The following is a 15,282-nucleotide window of genomic DNA, read 5'->3' as shown; positions in this document are numbered from 1 at the left end:
TAACGAACCATGACCGACTCTCCGCACCGCGCGGGAACCAGTGAGGCCGATTACATCGTCGTGGGCGCGGGCAGCTCCGGTGCCGTGGTCGCCAGCCGCCTGGCCGAGAACGGCGCGCGCGTGATCCTGCTGGAGGCCGGGCGCAAGGACAACACCCGGCTGGTCACCAGCCCGGGCATGATCACGATGGTGCACACCGTGCCCCAGCTCAAGCACCGGGTGACCTGGAGCCAGTACTCGATTCCGCAGAAGTACGCCAACGATCGCCGGGTCCCGATGACCCGCGGCAAGGTGCTCGGCGGTTCCAGCTCGGTCAACGGCATGCTGTTCGTGCGCGGCAACCGGGCCAACTTCGACTCCTGGGCGGCCGAGGGCTGCGCGGGCTGGGAGTACGAGAACGTCCTGGCCGCCTACAAGAAGCTGGAGAACTGGGAGGAGGGCGCCAGCGAGTACCGCGGTTCGGGCGGCCCCATCCAGGTCACCCGCCAGCAGGAGCTGACCCCGATCTCGGAGCTGTTCATGCAGGCCGCCTCGGAGACCCTGGACGTCCCGCGCATCGCCGACTACAACGGCGAATCGCAGGAGGGTATCAGCATCTTCCAGCAGAGCGTGCGAAATGGCTTGCGCTACAGCTCTTCTCGCGGATTCATCACCGAGCGGCCGAACCCGAACCTGACCGTGCTGACCCATACGCACGTCGCGCGCGTGGTCATCGAGAACGGCCGGGCGACCGGCGTGGAGGTCATCGACAAGAACGGCGGCCGCCGGATCATCCGCGCCGCGCAGGAGGTCGTGGTCTCCGGCGGCGTGATGGCCTCGGCGCAGATCCTGATGCTCTCGGGTATCGGCCCGGCCGGTCACCTGCGCGATATCGGCATCGACGTCAAGGCCGATCTGCCGGTGGGCCAGAACCTGCACGACCACCTGTTCGTGCCGATGACGTTCGTCTCGAAGAAGGCGATCCACCACGGCACCCCGGCCTACTTCGCCCGCGGCATCATGCGCGAGCTGATGAAACCGGGCAGTTCATGGATGGGCCGCACCGTGTTCGAGGTGGCCGGATTCGTCAAGACCAAGTTCGCGACCGGCGATGTGCCCGATATGCAGATCCACGCCCTGCCCTGGAGCTATCCGGTGCCGAACCAGGACGAGGACAAGCTGCACATGGTGGACAAGCGCTCGGCGCTGACCGTCTTCCCGACGCTCATCTACCCCAAGAGCCGCGGTGAGCTGCGGCTGGCCTCGAACGATCCGCTGGCCTCGCCGCTGATCGACCCGGGCTACCTGTCCGATTCGGCCGATACCGAATTTCTCGTCGAGGCCATCCGGCTGATCCGCGAGGTCATGGCGAACAAGACCATCGCCGGGGACATCACCGAGGAATACTCGCCCGGGCCGGACCTGATGGACGAGACCGCGCTGCGCGCCGAGCTGCCCAACCGCATCCACTCGGTGTACCACCCGGTCGGCACCTGCCGGATGGGCGTGGACGAGCGCGCGGTCGTGGACCCGACATTGAAGGTCAACGGGATCGAGGGCCTGCGCGTCGCGGACGCCTCGATCATGCCGAGCATCACCGGCGGCAACACCAACGCCCCGTGCTACATGATCGGCGAGATGGCAGCCCAATTCATCACTGCCGGAAAGTAATTCGCTGAACATCGGACCCGGGTTCGCATCTCGCGAGCCCGGGTCCGCTGCTGTGCGCACACCGGTCGCCGGTCCCGCACGCCTGTGACACCAGGCACAATCCCGCAACTTTCATTGCCGGAACATCTGCAATCGCGAGCCGGTCCGCCGCGCCGGGAACAATGCCGCACCATTGCGTGTTCTCATGAATGCGGCTATGGTTGGCATCGTTCGCAGCTTGTGGATGTAGGTGGACACGGTCCCTCCCACAAGAATTCTCCACCCCCGTAGCTTCCGGAATCCGCGCCGATCGCTGATAGCGATCCGCCACATCCGAACCGGCACGGGCCCTTCGGCGAAGCGCTGCCCGCACGATGCGCGCATCCGCCGCCACCAGACCACGCTTTTTTCCTTCAGGAGTAGAAGACCATGAAAGAGAACACAATTCAGGAGCCGGGCACATCGGTGACCGGTATCCTCGACATCACCGGAAATCACGCGGCGCTGCGGGTCGAGGGCTATCTGCCCGGCCCGGACGACCTCCACGTCCCGCCGCGCCTGGTCCGCGAATACGGCCTGCGCCGTGGCGACACCGTCACCGGCGTCGCGGGCCCGCCACGCGAGGGCGTCAAATTCGCCCCGCTCACCGGCGTCGATCGGATCAACGGCCTGCCACCCGAAAATGCCCGGCACCGGCCGCATTTCGCCGATCTGACCCCGATCTACCCGGACGAGCGCCTGCGCCTCGAGACCGAACCGCACGAGATGACCACGCGCGTAACGGATCTGGTCATGCCGATCGGCAAGGGGCAGCGCGCCCTGATCGTCGCGCCGCCCAAGGCGGGCAAAACCTCTGTGCTGCAATCGATCGCGCACGGTATCGCGAAGAACCACCCCGAATGCCAGCTGATGCTGGTGCTCGTCGGCGAACGTCCCGAGGAGGTCACCGACCTGTCCCGGGCGGTGCCCGCCGATATCGCCGCGGCCACTTTCGATCTGCCCGCCCGCGATCACATCGCCCTGGCCGAACTGGCCATCGAACACGCCAAGCGTCTCGTCGAAACCGGCCGTGACGTGGTGGTTCTGCTGGATTCGCTGACCCGGCTCGCCCGCGCCTACAACCTGGCGGCAGCGGGCTCGGGCCGCATCCTGTCCGGCGGCGTGGACGCCGGAGCCCTGGCCCCGCCGAAGAAGTTCCTCGGCGCGGCGCGCAATATCGAGAACGGCGGTTCGCTCACCATCATCGCCACCACCCTGGTGGAGACCGGTTCGCTCGCCGACACCGTCATCTTCGAGGAGTACAAGAGCACCGGCAACGCCGAGCTCAAACTCGACCGGCACATCGCCGATCGGCGGACCTTCCCCGCGGTCGACATCGAACGCTCCAGCACCCGCAAGGAGGAGCTGTTGCTGACCCCGGACGAACTCGTCGCGACCCACGCGCTGCGCCGCACCCTCTCCGGACGCGAGCCCGGCCAGTCCGTCGAGCTGCTGCTGACCGGCCTGCGGCAGACCGAGACCAACGCCGAATTCCTCACCCAGATCCGCACCGCCGCGCACTGATCGCGACCAGCGGATTCCGGTACACGAACGTTCCGGAGCCGATCCATCGAGCGTCCCTCGGGCAAACTCGTCGCCCGTCCCGGGTAGCCTGTCTGAAGATCAGACGCGCCCGCCCGCCCGCACGAGCGTGCGCCCAGCACCACCCGCACAGCTTCGTCCCGCCCCGGTTTCCGGTGCCGCAGGATGCTGCGCAGCCGGTCAGAAAGGGGGCCGCCACATGCGCACGGCGCTCGTCATCCGTGGCACCGATCCGCAGTCCATGCCCAGTGCCACGACCGGCCGATGTGCCCCCGGCGGGTGCCGCTGATGTCACGGGAGGAATTCCTGCGCAGAGTCCGCGACGGCCTCAAGGCGCTGCCCGACGACGATCGCACCGTCACCCTCTTCCCCGGTCACCGGCGCGGCGCGGCCGATCTCTCCCCGGCCGACCGCAGCACGATCGTCGAACTGTTCGTCGAACGTCTCGAATACCACGGCGCGCGCGTCGCCCGGGTGCGCGAATCCGACATCCCCGAGGCCGTGGACGCCGCCCTGCGCGCCCAGCGCGCCGATACCGTCGTCGCACCGCACGGCCTGCCCGAGCAGTGGCTCGAGCTCTGGGCGAAGGAGCAGGACAACCAGATCCTCACCGAGGACTCCCCCGTCCCCAACGCCGATCTGGACGACGCGGACGCGATGGTGACCACCTGCGCCGGTGCGGTCGCCGACGCCGGTGCCGTGGTCCTGGACGGCGGGCCCGGTCAGGGTTTCCGCGATCGCACCCTCGCGCCCCAATGTCATATCTGCGTGGTCCGCACCGCCCAGATCGATTCCTCCCTGCCCGAGGTGCTCGACAAACTCGATTCCCGTCGGCCGATCACCTGGTGCGGCGGGCCCACCGCGCCATCGGACGCCAAGACCCGCGATCACGGCCGCCATCGCCAGCGGCAGCTGATCGTGCTGATCGTGGACTCCCCGGAGTTTTCCTGATCACGGCGAGATCGTTCGCACGTTGTCCCGGACGGGAGTATCCGTTGCCCCCTTGTGATCTTGGTCCGCGGCACGCCGCACTATCCTCGGGAATGATGGGTGATGAAGACGCCAACTAGATTGGGAGCGACGATGGAAACTGCGGTCGTCTTCGTGCTGGCCTGCTTGGTGTATTGGTGGGGTCTGCTCTAGCCCGAACGTGTCCGCCCTGCCGTGAGGCTTCTACTACAGTTGATAGTAGGGCTGTAGGCCCCTGCTGCGCGTGAGCAGCCCCTGATCGAATCAACCACCCGGCAAGCCCCGATCGACGACCGGGAACCGTTCTCGGGGACACATCCGAACCACAAATCCGTCGGCGGCTGAACAGACCCCCGAGCCGTGTCGAGCATTCGGCATACCCGAAGGTCCAGATGCCCTCGTCACCGTAGGCGCCCGCACTCCTTGGCGTGCACGATCGTCCCCGGTACGACACCGGGCCGCCGACCTCAGGCGATACGGCGCAGGATGATCCCGAGGGCCAGCAGCGCGGGCTCGGCCACGCTCAGGAATACGCGCAGCCCGGTCGCGACGCCCACCATGCAGACGACCAGCCCCACGCCGAACACCACCAACCGCAATGCCGTAGGCGGATTCGACCATGCCGCGCGCAGCACGAACCGCCACCGACGCGGCGGCACCGCCCTCAGCCACCAGAGCGAAACCACCGCGATCAACCCCAGCCCGACCGCACCGAAACCCCGTCCCGCCGATCCCAGCCGCGCCGGATCGTATATCGCCGAGGAAGTCGTTGCCTGGGCGGTCTTCGTCGCCGGATCCTTCTGCCCACCAGGCATATTCGCGGAGGTCACCGGCACCGAACTCCCGGGAACCCGTGCCGCCGAGGAATCCGGCCCGGCCGAGACGCCCGGCACCGGGGTCACGACGACGCCGGACCGCTGTGTGGACGGCCGCGCCGCCGGTGAGCCGGTCTCCGGGGCCGAAACTCCCGGAGCCCGCGTCGCGGCAACACCCGACTCCCATGTCGGTGCGACGGCCGGAAGCGAGCCGGCGGGCGCGGGTTGCGCTCCGGAGTCCGGCGCAGGAACAGATCCCTGGCTCACCGGAACCAGTTGTGGCGCAGGGTAATCGTGCGACTCGTAGAGGGCCTTCCCGTAGCTCGAACCGAAGGAGGCGGCGCTTTGCGAGCCGTTCAAGCCACCGAGGACAAGGGCCACGAAGGCGATGACGGTGAGCACCCAGTGCATGCGACGCAGGGCGTGCCGGATCACCGTTGCGACATTGGTGCGCACCAGATCTCCCAGACCGGGATCCATGGTGGCGGCGGTCAGTACGCCGCGCAGGGCGTTGCGCAGACGGCGGCCGTTGAGTTCGACGATCGCGAGATCGTGTACGGCATAGGCGCTCTCGGGTTCCAGCCGTAGCGCCGTACGATACGCATCGGCCGCCGGACCGGACCGGAATCTGTTGCCGCAGTGTCCCATTCGCCGCAGGATCGAACCGCGCGCCACGTGGATGTCGGCCTCGTCGGGATCGAGTTCCACGGCCCGATCGATGGCCGCGAGGGCCTCGGGCAGCAGGCCGCATTCGCGCAACACGATCGCCAGAATCCGGTGGTTCTCGGCGAATTCGGGTCCCAGCGCCACCACCCGGCGGGCCATCTGCTGCGCCTGCCAGCGTCCGGCGTCATCCGTATTGAGCAGGGCCAGCGCGTGAATGCGCATGGCGAACTGGTTGCGCGGCTGGATCCGCAGCGCCGCGGCGCTCTGCTCGGCGGCCTCGCGATACCGCTGATCCAGATAGGCCGCCTGCGCGAGATATGTTGCGGCCTCGGCATTGTCGGGCTCGGCGGCCAGTACCTCGGCCAGTTGCTCCCGGGCCTCGCTCAGCCGACGCAGCTCGATGAGTACCTTGGCCCGCTCGAGATCAGCCACGATCGCGCCGGCTCACCGCAGCTTCTTCTCGCGCATGTACTTGGCCAGCTCGTCGTAGGTGCCGTCGTTGTTGGCGAATTCCACTACGTTGCGGGCGGATTCGAACCAGGCGCCCGCACTCGGCTTGACCTGCGCGAGCGCAGCGTCGATATCGCGCATGGCGACCGGCCGGACGTTCCCGGTGCGCATCGAATCGGCCATGGCCAGCTGGGTCGCCGAGGTGCACACGTGCGCCAGATCAGCGCCGGAGAAACCGTCGGTGCGCTTGGCGATCGCGGCCAGATCGATGCCGCTGACCGGGCGATCCTTCAGGTGGTGCCGCAGAATCGCGCGGCGCGCCTCGCGATCGGGCAGGGTCACCAGGATCATCCGGTCGAAACGTCCGGGGCGGCGCAGCGCGACGTCGATATCCCACGGATGGTTGGTCGCGCCGAGCAGATAGACGCCCTCGTTGTCGGCGGTGGCCGAATCCATCTCGGTGAGAAGCTGATTCACCACCGTGCGCATGGTCGCCGAACCCGACATCTGACTTCGCTTGTGCCCCAGCGCATCCACCTCGTCGATGAACAGCACGCACGGCGCGTTGCGGCGGGCGACCTCGAAGACCTGATGCAGATTGCGTTCGCTCGAACCGGTGTAGATGTCCAGGATGTCGGCGATCTCGATCGGATAGAAATTCGCGCCCAGCTCACCGGCGACCGCCGCGGCGATGAACGTCTTCCCGCAGCCCGGCGGCCCGTACAGCAGCAGCCCGCCGCGCGCGCTGGTGCCGAATGCCTTGGCCAGCTCGGGATTGCGCAGCGGCCCCAGCAGGGACAGCTCGAGCTGCTGTTTGACGTTCTCCATCCCGCCGACATCGGCCAGCGCGACGCTCGGCCGCTCGAACAGCCCGACATCCCCCTCGGCATGGGCGACCGGCTCACCATCCTCGTTCAGGGACAGCTCACCGTCGAACTGCCGGGCGTCGTCGACGAACGCCGGAGCGATGATGTCACCGACCTCGCGCTCGGCGGCAGCCCAGTCGAAATGGGCGGGCGGGTTCGCATCCGGATCCGGCGCGGTCTCCTCGGCGCCCGTCTCGTTCGCACCCGTCTCGCTCGCGGCGCTACCGGTTCGCCCCGCCGCCCTGTCGGCCTGGCTCGCGGCACTCCCCGGCTCGTCCGCGGTGCTACCCGCACGGTCCGCGGCACCGCCCGGCGAGGCGGCGGAGGCTTGCCCGGATTGCGTCGTCGGCGCACCCGCACCCGCGGCGAGCGCGGCGGTACAGCGTTGCAGCAGTTCGAGCACCTTGGCATTGCCGGGATCGAGACCGAGGGCCGACGCGCAGTGCGGCAGCGCCTCGGCGTGCCGGGACCGGTCCGCGAGCAACTCGATCACCCGGATCCGCACCGGTAGCAGTTCCGGGTCGGTGTCGAGTATGCGCAGCATTTCGCTCAGAACCGGATCGTCGGTCACAACTCCCCCTCGCTCGGCAGACTCCTGCGATGCTATCCCGTCGCACCAGGGCATGACCAGGCGTTATGCCTGATCGGTCGCCCTACTGCACTATGCGCTAGCTCACAGTCCCGAACCCGGAATAGATCCCGGCCGCTCGCGGTTGACTGATATTGCCGATGCCGGGACAGCCCCGGGCCGCACCTTTTGTCGCTACGAGCGACCACTCGCCGAGAGGCGCATGTTGGGCATCGGCACCCTGGTTCGCGGGGCTGGCGTGGCGTTCGCGAAACCGTTGCAGTAGTGCTGCAGAACGAACGCCGCTGGATTCACGAGATCCGGCGGCGTTCTGCGTTTCCGGGCCACATGCCCGGCGGCGAATCGGTCGTTCGGCACATTAGGTATCGATTTCGACTGTGCGCGTTTCATCTTCGCGCCGGGTCGCCGACCAGGCGCTAGCCTCACACCCATGTGCCGCATTCTGGGGTGGTTTGCGACGATTGCGATCCTGGCGACGATCGGTGTGACGCCCGGATACGCCCGCGCGACGACCGATACCGAACTTCACTGCGGGGTGAGCTCCGGGCGGGCCTTCCCGAGCGCCACCCCCGCACAGGCCGGATTCGATCCGGCCCGCCTCGCCGACGCGCTCGCCTTCGCCATGAGCCGAAACCGATTGAACGTCCAGGTCTTTCGGCACAACTGCCGCGTCGGCGCCGGCCCGGCCGACGACCGGACGGGCGCAACGCCGTGGAACGTCTGGAGCGTCACCAAGAGCGTGGTCTCGCTGATCGCCGGAATCGCCTCGGACAAAGGCGAACTCGACCTGACCGCACCCATCGGCCGCTATCTGCCGCCGGGGCTGGGCGATGCGGAACATCGCTCGATCACGGTCACCGATCTGCTCACCGAGACCTCCGGACTGCACGTGGGCGCGGTGAACGAGGGCGTCACCGGCGTCATCCCCATCGATCCCGACAGCGCGGTGCAGGCGCTGGGCGTCCCATTCGACAATCCGCCCGGCACCGCGTTCGCCTACAGCCAGCGCAACGTCGATCTGCTGTCCTATGTCGTGGAACTGGCCGTGCACGAGCCGCTGCAGCGGTTCGCCCAGCGCGAGTTGTTCGACCCGCTGGGCATCGCGCGCGGCGACTACTACTGGGCGCGGGATCGTTCCGGACACACCTACGGCTATGCGCACCTGCTGATTCCGCCCGACGATCTGGCCAAATTCGGCCTGCTGCTGAGCAATTGGGGCAAATGGGGAGGCCGGCAGATCGTCTCCTCGAACTATCTGCACGCCGCGCGGCGGCCCTCGGCGACCAATCACTGCTACGGATATCTGTTCTGGGTCGGTCCCGGATGCGCGGAGGTACCGAAGTTCCTGCCCGCGGGCAGCTATCAGATGTCCGGGATCGGATTGCAGAACGTGTTCGTCGTTCCGAGCCTGGATCTGACGGTGGAGTGGACCGGAGCGTTCGGCAATCACAGCACCGAGGGGCCGTCCGGAATGCTGCAGAACATGGGCGAGCTGTCCCACGAGTTCTTCCGCAAGCTGCTCGCCGCGTTCGTCCGTCCGCCGATCCGCGATCCCGGACCGTACGTCGAGCCGCCGCTGCTGCTGGATCCGCGCTCGTACTTCGATCCGAATATCACCCTGGCCCTGTTCGGCATCGGACCTGACGCCTATCCGAGCTGTAATGTGCTGTCCTGCTTGCGAACTCCGCTCACGCCGCCGTTCTCCGACGCGCCGCCCGGCTGCGTGATCCTGGTCTGCCTGGGACCCGATCCGCGCACGCCTGGCATCCGCTGACCGCCCTGCCCGGCACGGCCGGACAGGGCGGCGCGCCTCATCCCTCGACCAGCGCCGCCAGACGCCCGGTGTCCATGTAGTCGCGGAACAGCACGATCTGCCCGTCTCGCACGCGAACCGCGTTGACCGAGGTCCGGCCGCGCGAGCGCACACCGTCGGGCCGGGTCATGTCGACCTCGTTCTCCACGAAGAACAATTCCGGGTCCGAGGTCTCGTACACCTCGGGATGGACCCCGTGGACTTGGATGCGGGACAACCCCGCCCAGCGCTGGGCGAGATGTTCGCGAATCGCTTCCCGGCCCTCGAGCCGTTCGGGCCAGCCGGGCGCGGTCCACGGGATTTCGAACACCGCGTCCGGGGCCAGTGCGTCGGCGAACGCGTCGGCATCGGGCGTGCCGAGCCCGATGAACAACCGCTCGACCAGCGCGCGTGGTGTGATCTCCTGATCTACTGCCATGATTACCCCTGAATAATCGGAACGTATGCCCCGCTTATAATCCGGAACGCACGCCCCGTTTGTCAATGGTGTTCCGGGTAGAATCGCGCCGTGACCGAAACACAGGCGAATGCGCCCACGACCTCCGGGACGGGCCGCGCACTGCGGGCCGACGCCCGACGCAACCGTGAACGCGTACTGGCCGCCGCCCAGGCCGCCTTCGCCGCCGAGGGCATCTCGGTCCCGCTGGACGAGATCGCCCGGCGCGCCGGGGTCGGCCCCGGCACGGTCTATCGGCACTTCCCCACCAAGGAGGCGCTGTTCCACGCGGCGATGCTGGATCGCGTCGAGCGGATGGTCGCCCAGGCCCGCGACCTGGCCGACGCCGAGGATCCCGGCCGCGCCTTCTTCGACTACCTCGACCTGATGGTCGTCGAGGGCGGGGTCAAACGCGATCTCGCCGAGGCCGTCGGCGGCCACGAGAGCCTCGAAAACCCGGGCCCCACAGTCGAACTGCTCGCAGCCATCGACGTCCTGCTACGCCGCGCCCAATCCGCCGGCGCGACCCGCACGGACATCGACATCGACGACCTCATGCGAATCCTCAAGGGCGGCTTCCTGTCCACCCACACCACCGGCGCCAACGCCGAACAACGCCGCCGCACCTTCGCCGTCCTCTTCGACGGCCTACGCCCCCGCTGAACGCACGGGTGACCGGACGCGCTCAGCGGCGCATCCGGTCACCGATTCACCTGATCATTCGAAGTGCGTGCCGACCTTTGCTATCCAAAGCTCTTCGCCCACAACCCGATACACGAGACGGTGCTCCTGAATTATCCGGCGAGACCAGTAGCCCGCGAGATCGTGCTTCAATGGCTCCGGCTTGCCGATACCCTCGAACGGGTCCGCCAGTATCGGTTTGCCTTCTCCAAGAAGACGTCTCTCATTCGATCAACTCACGCTCGATACCGTGCCCCGACTCCAACTCTCGAATGGACCGACGCAGCCGAGCACCACCCGGACCGCTCAACAGCTCCACCGTGGTCATCGAAGAGTCGTGTTCCTCTTCGGACATCAACACCGCGTTGCCTGCTTCGGACATGATCTCGATCGTGTCGCGATCCTCATCAGCCTGCTTCACCAGTGGAAGTAGGCCTTTGCGCGCTTCGGAAGCAGTGATTGCAGGTTCCATGTTACCCCCTTCGGCAGTACGCACACGGTACTCCTGACGCAGCGCCCGGAGGGGAAACAGGCCCTGCCCTGGGTCGAGGCCTCCGCCGCCCAGCCGACACGCACATCCACCCGGTGAATGCCGAACGGGCCGTTCGATTCCCGGCAGGAATGCGAACGACCCGTTCCGGACGATCGGCTCAGCGGTCGGCGAGCAGGACCTCGGCGATCTGAATCGTGTTGAGGGCCGCGCCCTTTCGGAGGTTGTCGCCGGAGACGAACAGGGCCAGGCCGCGGCCGTCCGGGACGCCCGGGTCCTGGCGGATGCGGCCGACGAGGGACTCGTCGACGCCGGCGGCCTGCAACGGGGTGGGGACGTCGACGAGCCGGACGCCGGGGGCGTCGGCCAGGAGTTTGCGGGCCTCCTCGACCGGAAGCGACCGGGCGAACTCGGCATTGATCGACAGCGAGTGACCGGTGAAGACCGGGACGCGCACGCACGTGCCGCTCACCAGCAGTTCGGGCAGGCCGAGGATCTTGCGGCTCTCGTTGCGCAGCTTCTGATCCTCGTCGGTCTCCCCGGAACCGTCGTCCACCAGCGAACCGGCCAGCGGCAGCACGTTGAAGGCGATCGGCGCGACGTACTTGTCCGGCGCGGGGAACTCCACGGCCGAACCGTCGTGGGTCAACTTCTCGACGTCATCGATCACCGCGCGCGCCTGCGAGGCCAGCTCGTCCACACCGGCCAGCCCGCTGCCGGACACGGCCTGATAGCTGGACACGATCAGGCGCCGCAGGCCCGCCGCGTCGTGCAGCGGCTTGAGCACCGGCATCGCGGCCATGGTGGTGCAGTTGGGGTTGGCGATGATGCCCTTGACCAGATTGCGGGTCTGCTCCGGGTTGACCTCGCTGACCACCAGCGGCACCTCGGGGTCCTTGCGCCACGCCGAGGAGTTGTCGATGACGGTCACCCCGGCCGCGGCGAACCGCGGCGCCTGCACCCGCGACATGGTCGCACCGGCCGAGAACAGCGCGATGTCCAGGCCGCTGGGATCGGCGGTCTCGGTGTCCTCGACCACGATCTCGCCGTCGCGCCACGGCAGCTTCTTGCCCGCCGACCGCGAGGACGCGAAGAACCGCACCTCGTCGGCGGGAAAGTTCCGCTCCTGCAACAGTTTTCGCATGACGGCGCCGACCTGCCCGGTCGCGCCGACCACACCCACGCGTACACCCATGATTACCGCCCCGTCCCCGCGTGCACGACCGCGACCTCGTCGCCGCCGAGATCGAAGGCCCGGTGCAGCACCTGCACGGCCTCGTCCAGTTCGTTGTCGCGGACCAGCACCGAGATGCGGATCTCCGAGGTGGAGATCAGATCGATGTTGATCCCGGCGTCCGCGAGCGCCTCGCAGAACGTCGCGGTGACGCCCGGGTGGCTCTTCATGCCCGCGCCGACCAGCGACACCTTGCCGATGTGATCGTCGTAGAGGACCTGGGAGAAGCCGATCTCGCTCTGCCGGTTGGTCAGCATCTCCACCGCGCGGGCGCTGTCGGTCTTGGGCAGGGTGAAGGTGATGTCGGTCTTGCCGGTCTCCACCTTCGAGATGTTCTGCAGCACCATATCGATGTTGATCTCGGCGTCGGAGATCGCGCGGAACACCTTGGCGGCGTAGCCCGGCTCGTCCGGTAGGCCGACGACGGTCACCTTGGCCTCGCTGCGGTCGTGCGCGACGCCGGTGAGGATTGCTTGCTCCAAGGGGATGTCCTCCATCGATCCGTAAACGTAGGTGCCCGGCTTGTCGGTGTAGGACGAGCGCACATGCACGGGCACGTTGTAACTGCGCGCGTACTCCACGCACCGCAGCATCAGCACTTTGGAACCGCAGGCCGCCATCTCCAGCATCTCCTCGTAGGAGACCTGTTCCAGGCGCTGCGCGTCGGCGACGATCCGCGGGTCGGCGGTGAACACGCCGTCCACGTCGGTGTAGATCTCGCACACGTCGGCGTCGAGCGCCGCGGCCAGCGCGACCGCGGTGGTGTCCGAGCCGCCCCGGCCGAGCGTGGTCACGTCCTTGCTGTCCTGGGATACGCCCTGGAATCCGGCGACCAGCACGATCGTGCCCTCGTCGAGGGCCTCGCGCAGCCGCGACGGGGTCACGTCGATGATCTTGGCCTTACCGTGCGCACCGGTCGTGATGACGCCCGCCTGCGAGCCGGTGAACGAGCGCGCCTCCGCGCCCAGCGAATGAATCGCCATGGCCACCAGCGCATTCGAGATGCGCTCACCCGAGGTCAGCAGCATGTCCATTTCGCGCAGCGGTGCGGCGGGCGAGACCTGCTGGGCCAGATCCATCAACTCATCGGTGGTATCGCCCATCGCCGAGCAGACCACGACCACGTCGTGGCCCTGCTTCTTCGTCTCGACGATCCGCTCAGCGACGCGCCGGATGCGCTCGGCGGTGGCCACCGAGGATCCTCCGTACTTTTGGACGACGAGAGCCACGAGGGATCCTCCAAAATCGACTTACTTGCTTGTTAACAGCACCCCACAGTACCGACTCGCGGCCGAAAGTTGACGGGACACCTCGATTCGGGCCAGCGGCGAAGAGGCCGTCCGGGCGGCAAATCGGGCGGTCAGCCCTTCACTAGCGCGCCCCTTCCGTGCCCGCGGGCCACCCGGGGAAGTGAGCAATCGCACCTGGGTGATCGACGGATATCGAAGCCCCTCCGATAGGCGATTCAGTCAGTAACTGTCTCGGACAACAGTTGCACAAGCAAGATGATGAATCGGTGAAGCTAGGCTGTCCGGGAACCCGGGAACGAGCACATCCGACGACGAGACGGAGCACAGCACCGATGACACGACGTGCCGCCGCGGCATCCACCGATCTGACGGACCTGGGGCGGCAACTCACCATCGCCGCACAGCGCAACGCCACCGACGCGGTGATGCTGCATCAGGCCGTGGCCGACCGGCTGGGACTGCACGTCACCGATCTGCGCTGCATCAACCTGTTACGCACGGGCGGTCCCGCCACACCCGGCGAACTCGCCGCCCGCACCGGCCTGACCACCGGCGCGGTCACCCGGATGATCGACCGACTGATCAAGAGCGACTTCGTCACCCGCGATCACGACGAACAGGATCGCCGCCGGGTGATCATCTCCCTGACCGAGGATCGCACCGCCGAGATTTCCCGGCTCTACGAGCCGCTGGCCCGCGAGTTCGGCAGGCTCGTGGGCGATTACAGCGCCGAACAAGTGGAATTGATACTGGGCCTGTTCAATCGGCTGCACGACACGTCCCTGCGAGTGACGGCGATGCTGCGAGAAGCGGGCTAGACACGAGCGAGAAGTACCCGACGGTGTTATATCCCAGGCGATCGGGCAAATCTGAAACATTCATAAACCTTGTGACGTTCATCACGTCGGACGGATAATTCGCATCATGCAGGCAAATGTCGGAGATCGATTATCTGTGCACAGCCACACGGTCGGGATGCCGGATCACATGGGCGAAATCCTCGAGGTGCGCGGGGAGGACGGCGCGCCGCCGTACATGGTCCGATTCGACGACGGCCACGAGAGCCTGGTGTTCCCCGGCCCCGACTGGGTCGTTCAGCACCGCTGAGCCGGATTCGCGCGTCCCGCGCCGCGCCGCCGGGACGCAACACCGATCGAGCCGACGGGAGTGGCGAACGCTCCCGGCGGCTCGATAGCGAGCTGTACATACTGGACGGTCTGCACACTCAGGAACCCCCCGCGACGGTTGACGACCGCGTGTGACCACGGAGACAATCGTGCGAGTATTTCGGGGGGTGGAGGGCAACACTATGCGCACGAAGACCGACCACCGATTCATCGTCGATGTCGATCCAGACCAAGTGATGGAGGCCCTGCTCGCAGTCGAGCGGATCCCCGAGTGGTCTCCCTCGCACAAGGACGTGCGCGTGGCAACCCATGACGCGTACGGACGCCCGCAGCGTGTCTACGCCACGGTGAGCCCGATCGGAAATTCCGACCGCCAAGTGCTGGAGTACGACTGCACCGCCGAACGCATCTCGTGGAAGGTGGTCGAGAGCGGTGCGGGCGGCGGCGGGAAGGGCTGGTTCGAACTCGAGCAGTCCCCCGAGGGCACCGAGGTCTGGTATCACTCCGAGGTCTATCTGCCGATTCCGGTTCCGGGCATCCTGATGAAACGCAGTTTGGCCAAGGTGAACGAGGAAGCGGTACAGAACCTCATCGAGTTCATCGAGAAGTACCAGTTCGGGGAGAACTACGAGGTGAGCTGAGTTCTCCCGACCTCGTTCCCGGTCCGGGCGACGCGGCCGACGGCC

At 67.1% G+C, this 15,282-nt stretch carries 14 protein-coding genes and 1 pseudogene; 8 read left to right on the top strand and 7 right to left on the bottom strand.

Going from position 1 to position 15,282, the window contains the following annotated elements:
• Positions 1-9: 9 nt before the first annotated feature.
• The 3 genes from NM2_RS04205 to NM2_RS04195 all read left to right on the top strand — a co-directional run bounded on the left by NM2_RS04205 (position 10) and on the right by NM2_RS04195 (position 4,161).
• Positions 10-1,650 (top strand): GMC family oxidoreductase, encoded by a 1,641-nt coding sequence (locus NM2_RS04205; RefSeq protein ID WP_067664264.1) that lies wholly within the window; start codon positions 10-12, stop codon positions 1,648-1,650.
• Positions 1,651-2,058: 408 nt separating this feature from the next.
• Complete coding sequence (locus tag NM2_RS04200; RefSeq protein ID WP_067664262.1) at positions 2,059-3,192, top strand: transcription termination factor Rho, short form; 1,134 nt, start codon at positions 2,059-2,061, stop codon at positions 3,190-3,192.
• Positions 3,193-3,498: 306 nt separating this feature from the next.
• On the top strand, positions 3,499-4,161 hold the full coding sequence (locus NM2_RS04195) for an LUD domain-containing protein (RefSeq protein WP_169816100.1): 663 nt from the start codon (positions 3,499-3,501) through the stop codon (positions 4,159-4,161).
• 485 nt (positions 4,162-4,646) lie between these two features.
• On the opposite strand, the gene NM2_RS04190 is transcribed toward NM2_RS04195, so the two are convergent.
• Both NM2_RS04190 and NM2_RS04185 read right to left on the bottom strand, forming a co-directional pair.
• The gene (locus tag NM2_RS04190) at positions 4,647-6,092 is read right to left on the bottom strand and encodes a tetratricopeptide repeat protein (RefSeq protein WP_067664259.1); all 1,446 of its coding nucleotides are present in this window, start codon (positions 6,090-6,092) and stop codon (positions 4,647-4,649) included.
• 12 nt (positions 6,093-6,104) lie between these two features.
• The gene (locus NM2_RS04185) at positions 6,105-7,547 is read right to left on the bottom strand and encodes an ATP-binding protein (protein WP_067664257.1); all 1,443 of its coding nucleotides are present in this window, start codon (positions 7,545-7,547) and stop codon (positions 6,105-6,107) included.
• Between the two features lie 448 nt (positions 7,548-7,995).
• Between NM2_RS04185 and NM2_RS04175 the strand changes: the two genes are divergently transcribed.
• Complete coding sequence (locus NM2_RS04175; protein ID WP_067664253.1) at positions 7,996-9,339, top strand: serine hydrolase domain-containing protein; 1,344 nt, start codon at positions 7,996-7,998, stop codon at positions 9,337-9,339.
• Positions 9,340-9,376: 37 nt separating this feature from the next.
• Here the strand turns inward: NM2_RS04175 and NM2_RS04170 are convergent, their stop codons facing one another.
• A complete protein-coding gene (locus NM2_RS04170) occupies positions 9,377-9,796 on the bottom strand; it encodes a nuclear transport factor 2 family protein (RefSeq protein WP_084530462.1) in 420 nt (139 codons plus the stop codon).
• Positions 9,797-9,886: 90 nt separating this feature from the next.
• Here NM2_RS04170 and NM2_RS04165 point away from each other — a divergent pair, with 90 nt between their 5' ends.
• Positions 9,887-10,477, top strand: coding sequence for a TetR/AcrR family transcriptional regulator (locus NM2_RS04165; protein WP_067664251.1), 591 nt, complete (start codon positions 9,887-9,889; stop codon positions 10,475-10,477).
• Between the two features lie 54 nt (positions 10,478-10,531).
• Here NM2_RS04165 and NM2_RS47175 read toward each other — a convergent pair.
• From NM2_RS47175 to NM2_RS04150, 4 genes and pseudogenes are all read right to left on the bottom strand, one after another.
• A pseudogene (locus tag NM2_RS47175) lies at positions 10,532-10,714 on the bottom strand (Txe/YoeB family addiction module toxin); the annotation flags it as partial.
• A 4-nt stretch (positions 10,715-10,718) separates the two neighbouring features.
• Entirely contained in the window at positions 10,719-10,991 is a 273-nt protein-coding gene (locus NM2_RS04160) for a type II toxin-antitoxin system Phd/YefM family antitoxin (protein WP_218025847.1), read from the bottom strand.
• 154 nt (positions 10,992-11,145) lie between these two features.
• Positions 11,146-12,180, bottom strand: a complete 1,035-nt coding sequence (locus tag NM2_RS04155; RefSeq protein WP_067664247.1) for an aspartate-semialdehyde dehydrogenase — start codon at positions 12,178-12,180, stop codon at positions 11,146-11,148.
• Between the two features lie 2 nt (positions 12,181-12,182).
• Positions 12,183-13,448 (bottom strand): aspartate kinase, encoded by a 1,266-nt coding sequence (locus tag NM2_RS04150; RefSeq protein WP_067664245.1) that lies wholly within the window; start codon positions 13,446-13,448, stop codon positions 12,183-12,185.
• Between the two features lie 353 nt (positions 13,449-13,801).
• Between NM2_RS04150 and NM2_RS04145 the strand changes: the two genes are divergently transcribed.
• The 3 genes from NM2_RS04145 (at position 13,802) to NM2_RS04135 (ending at position 15,237) form a co-directional block, all read left to right on the top strand.
• Positions 13,802-14,287, top strand: a complete 486-nt coding sequence (locus NM2_RS04145) for a MarR family winged helix-turn-helix transcriptional regulator (protein WP_067664243.1) — start codon at positions 13,802-13,804, stop codon at positions 14,285-14,287.
• Between the two features lie 106 nt (positions 14,288-14,393).
• Entirely contained in the window at positions 14,394-14,576 is a 183-nt protein-coding gene (locus tag NM2_RS04140) for a DUF1918 domain-containing protein (protein WP_067664241.1), read from the top strand.
• A 202-nt stretch (positions 14,577-14,778) separates the two neighbouring features.
• Complete coding sequence (locus tag NM2_RS04135; protein WP_067664239.1) at positions 14,779-15,237, top strand: SRPBCC family protein; 459 nt, start codon at positions 14,779-14,781, stop codon at positions 15,235-15,237.
• Positions 15,238-15,282: the final 45 nt, after the last annotated feature.

Source organism: Nocardia miyunensis NBRC 108239, from assembly GCF_001613065.1.
GTDB lineage: Bacteria > Actinomycetota > Actinomycetes > Mycobacteriales > Mycobacteriaceae > Nocardia > Nocardia miyunensis.
The sequence above is the reverse complement of the archived record's forward strand: the minus strand, read 5'-3'. Positions and strand labels throughout refer to the sequence as shown.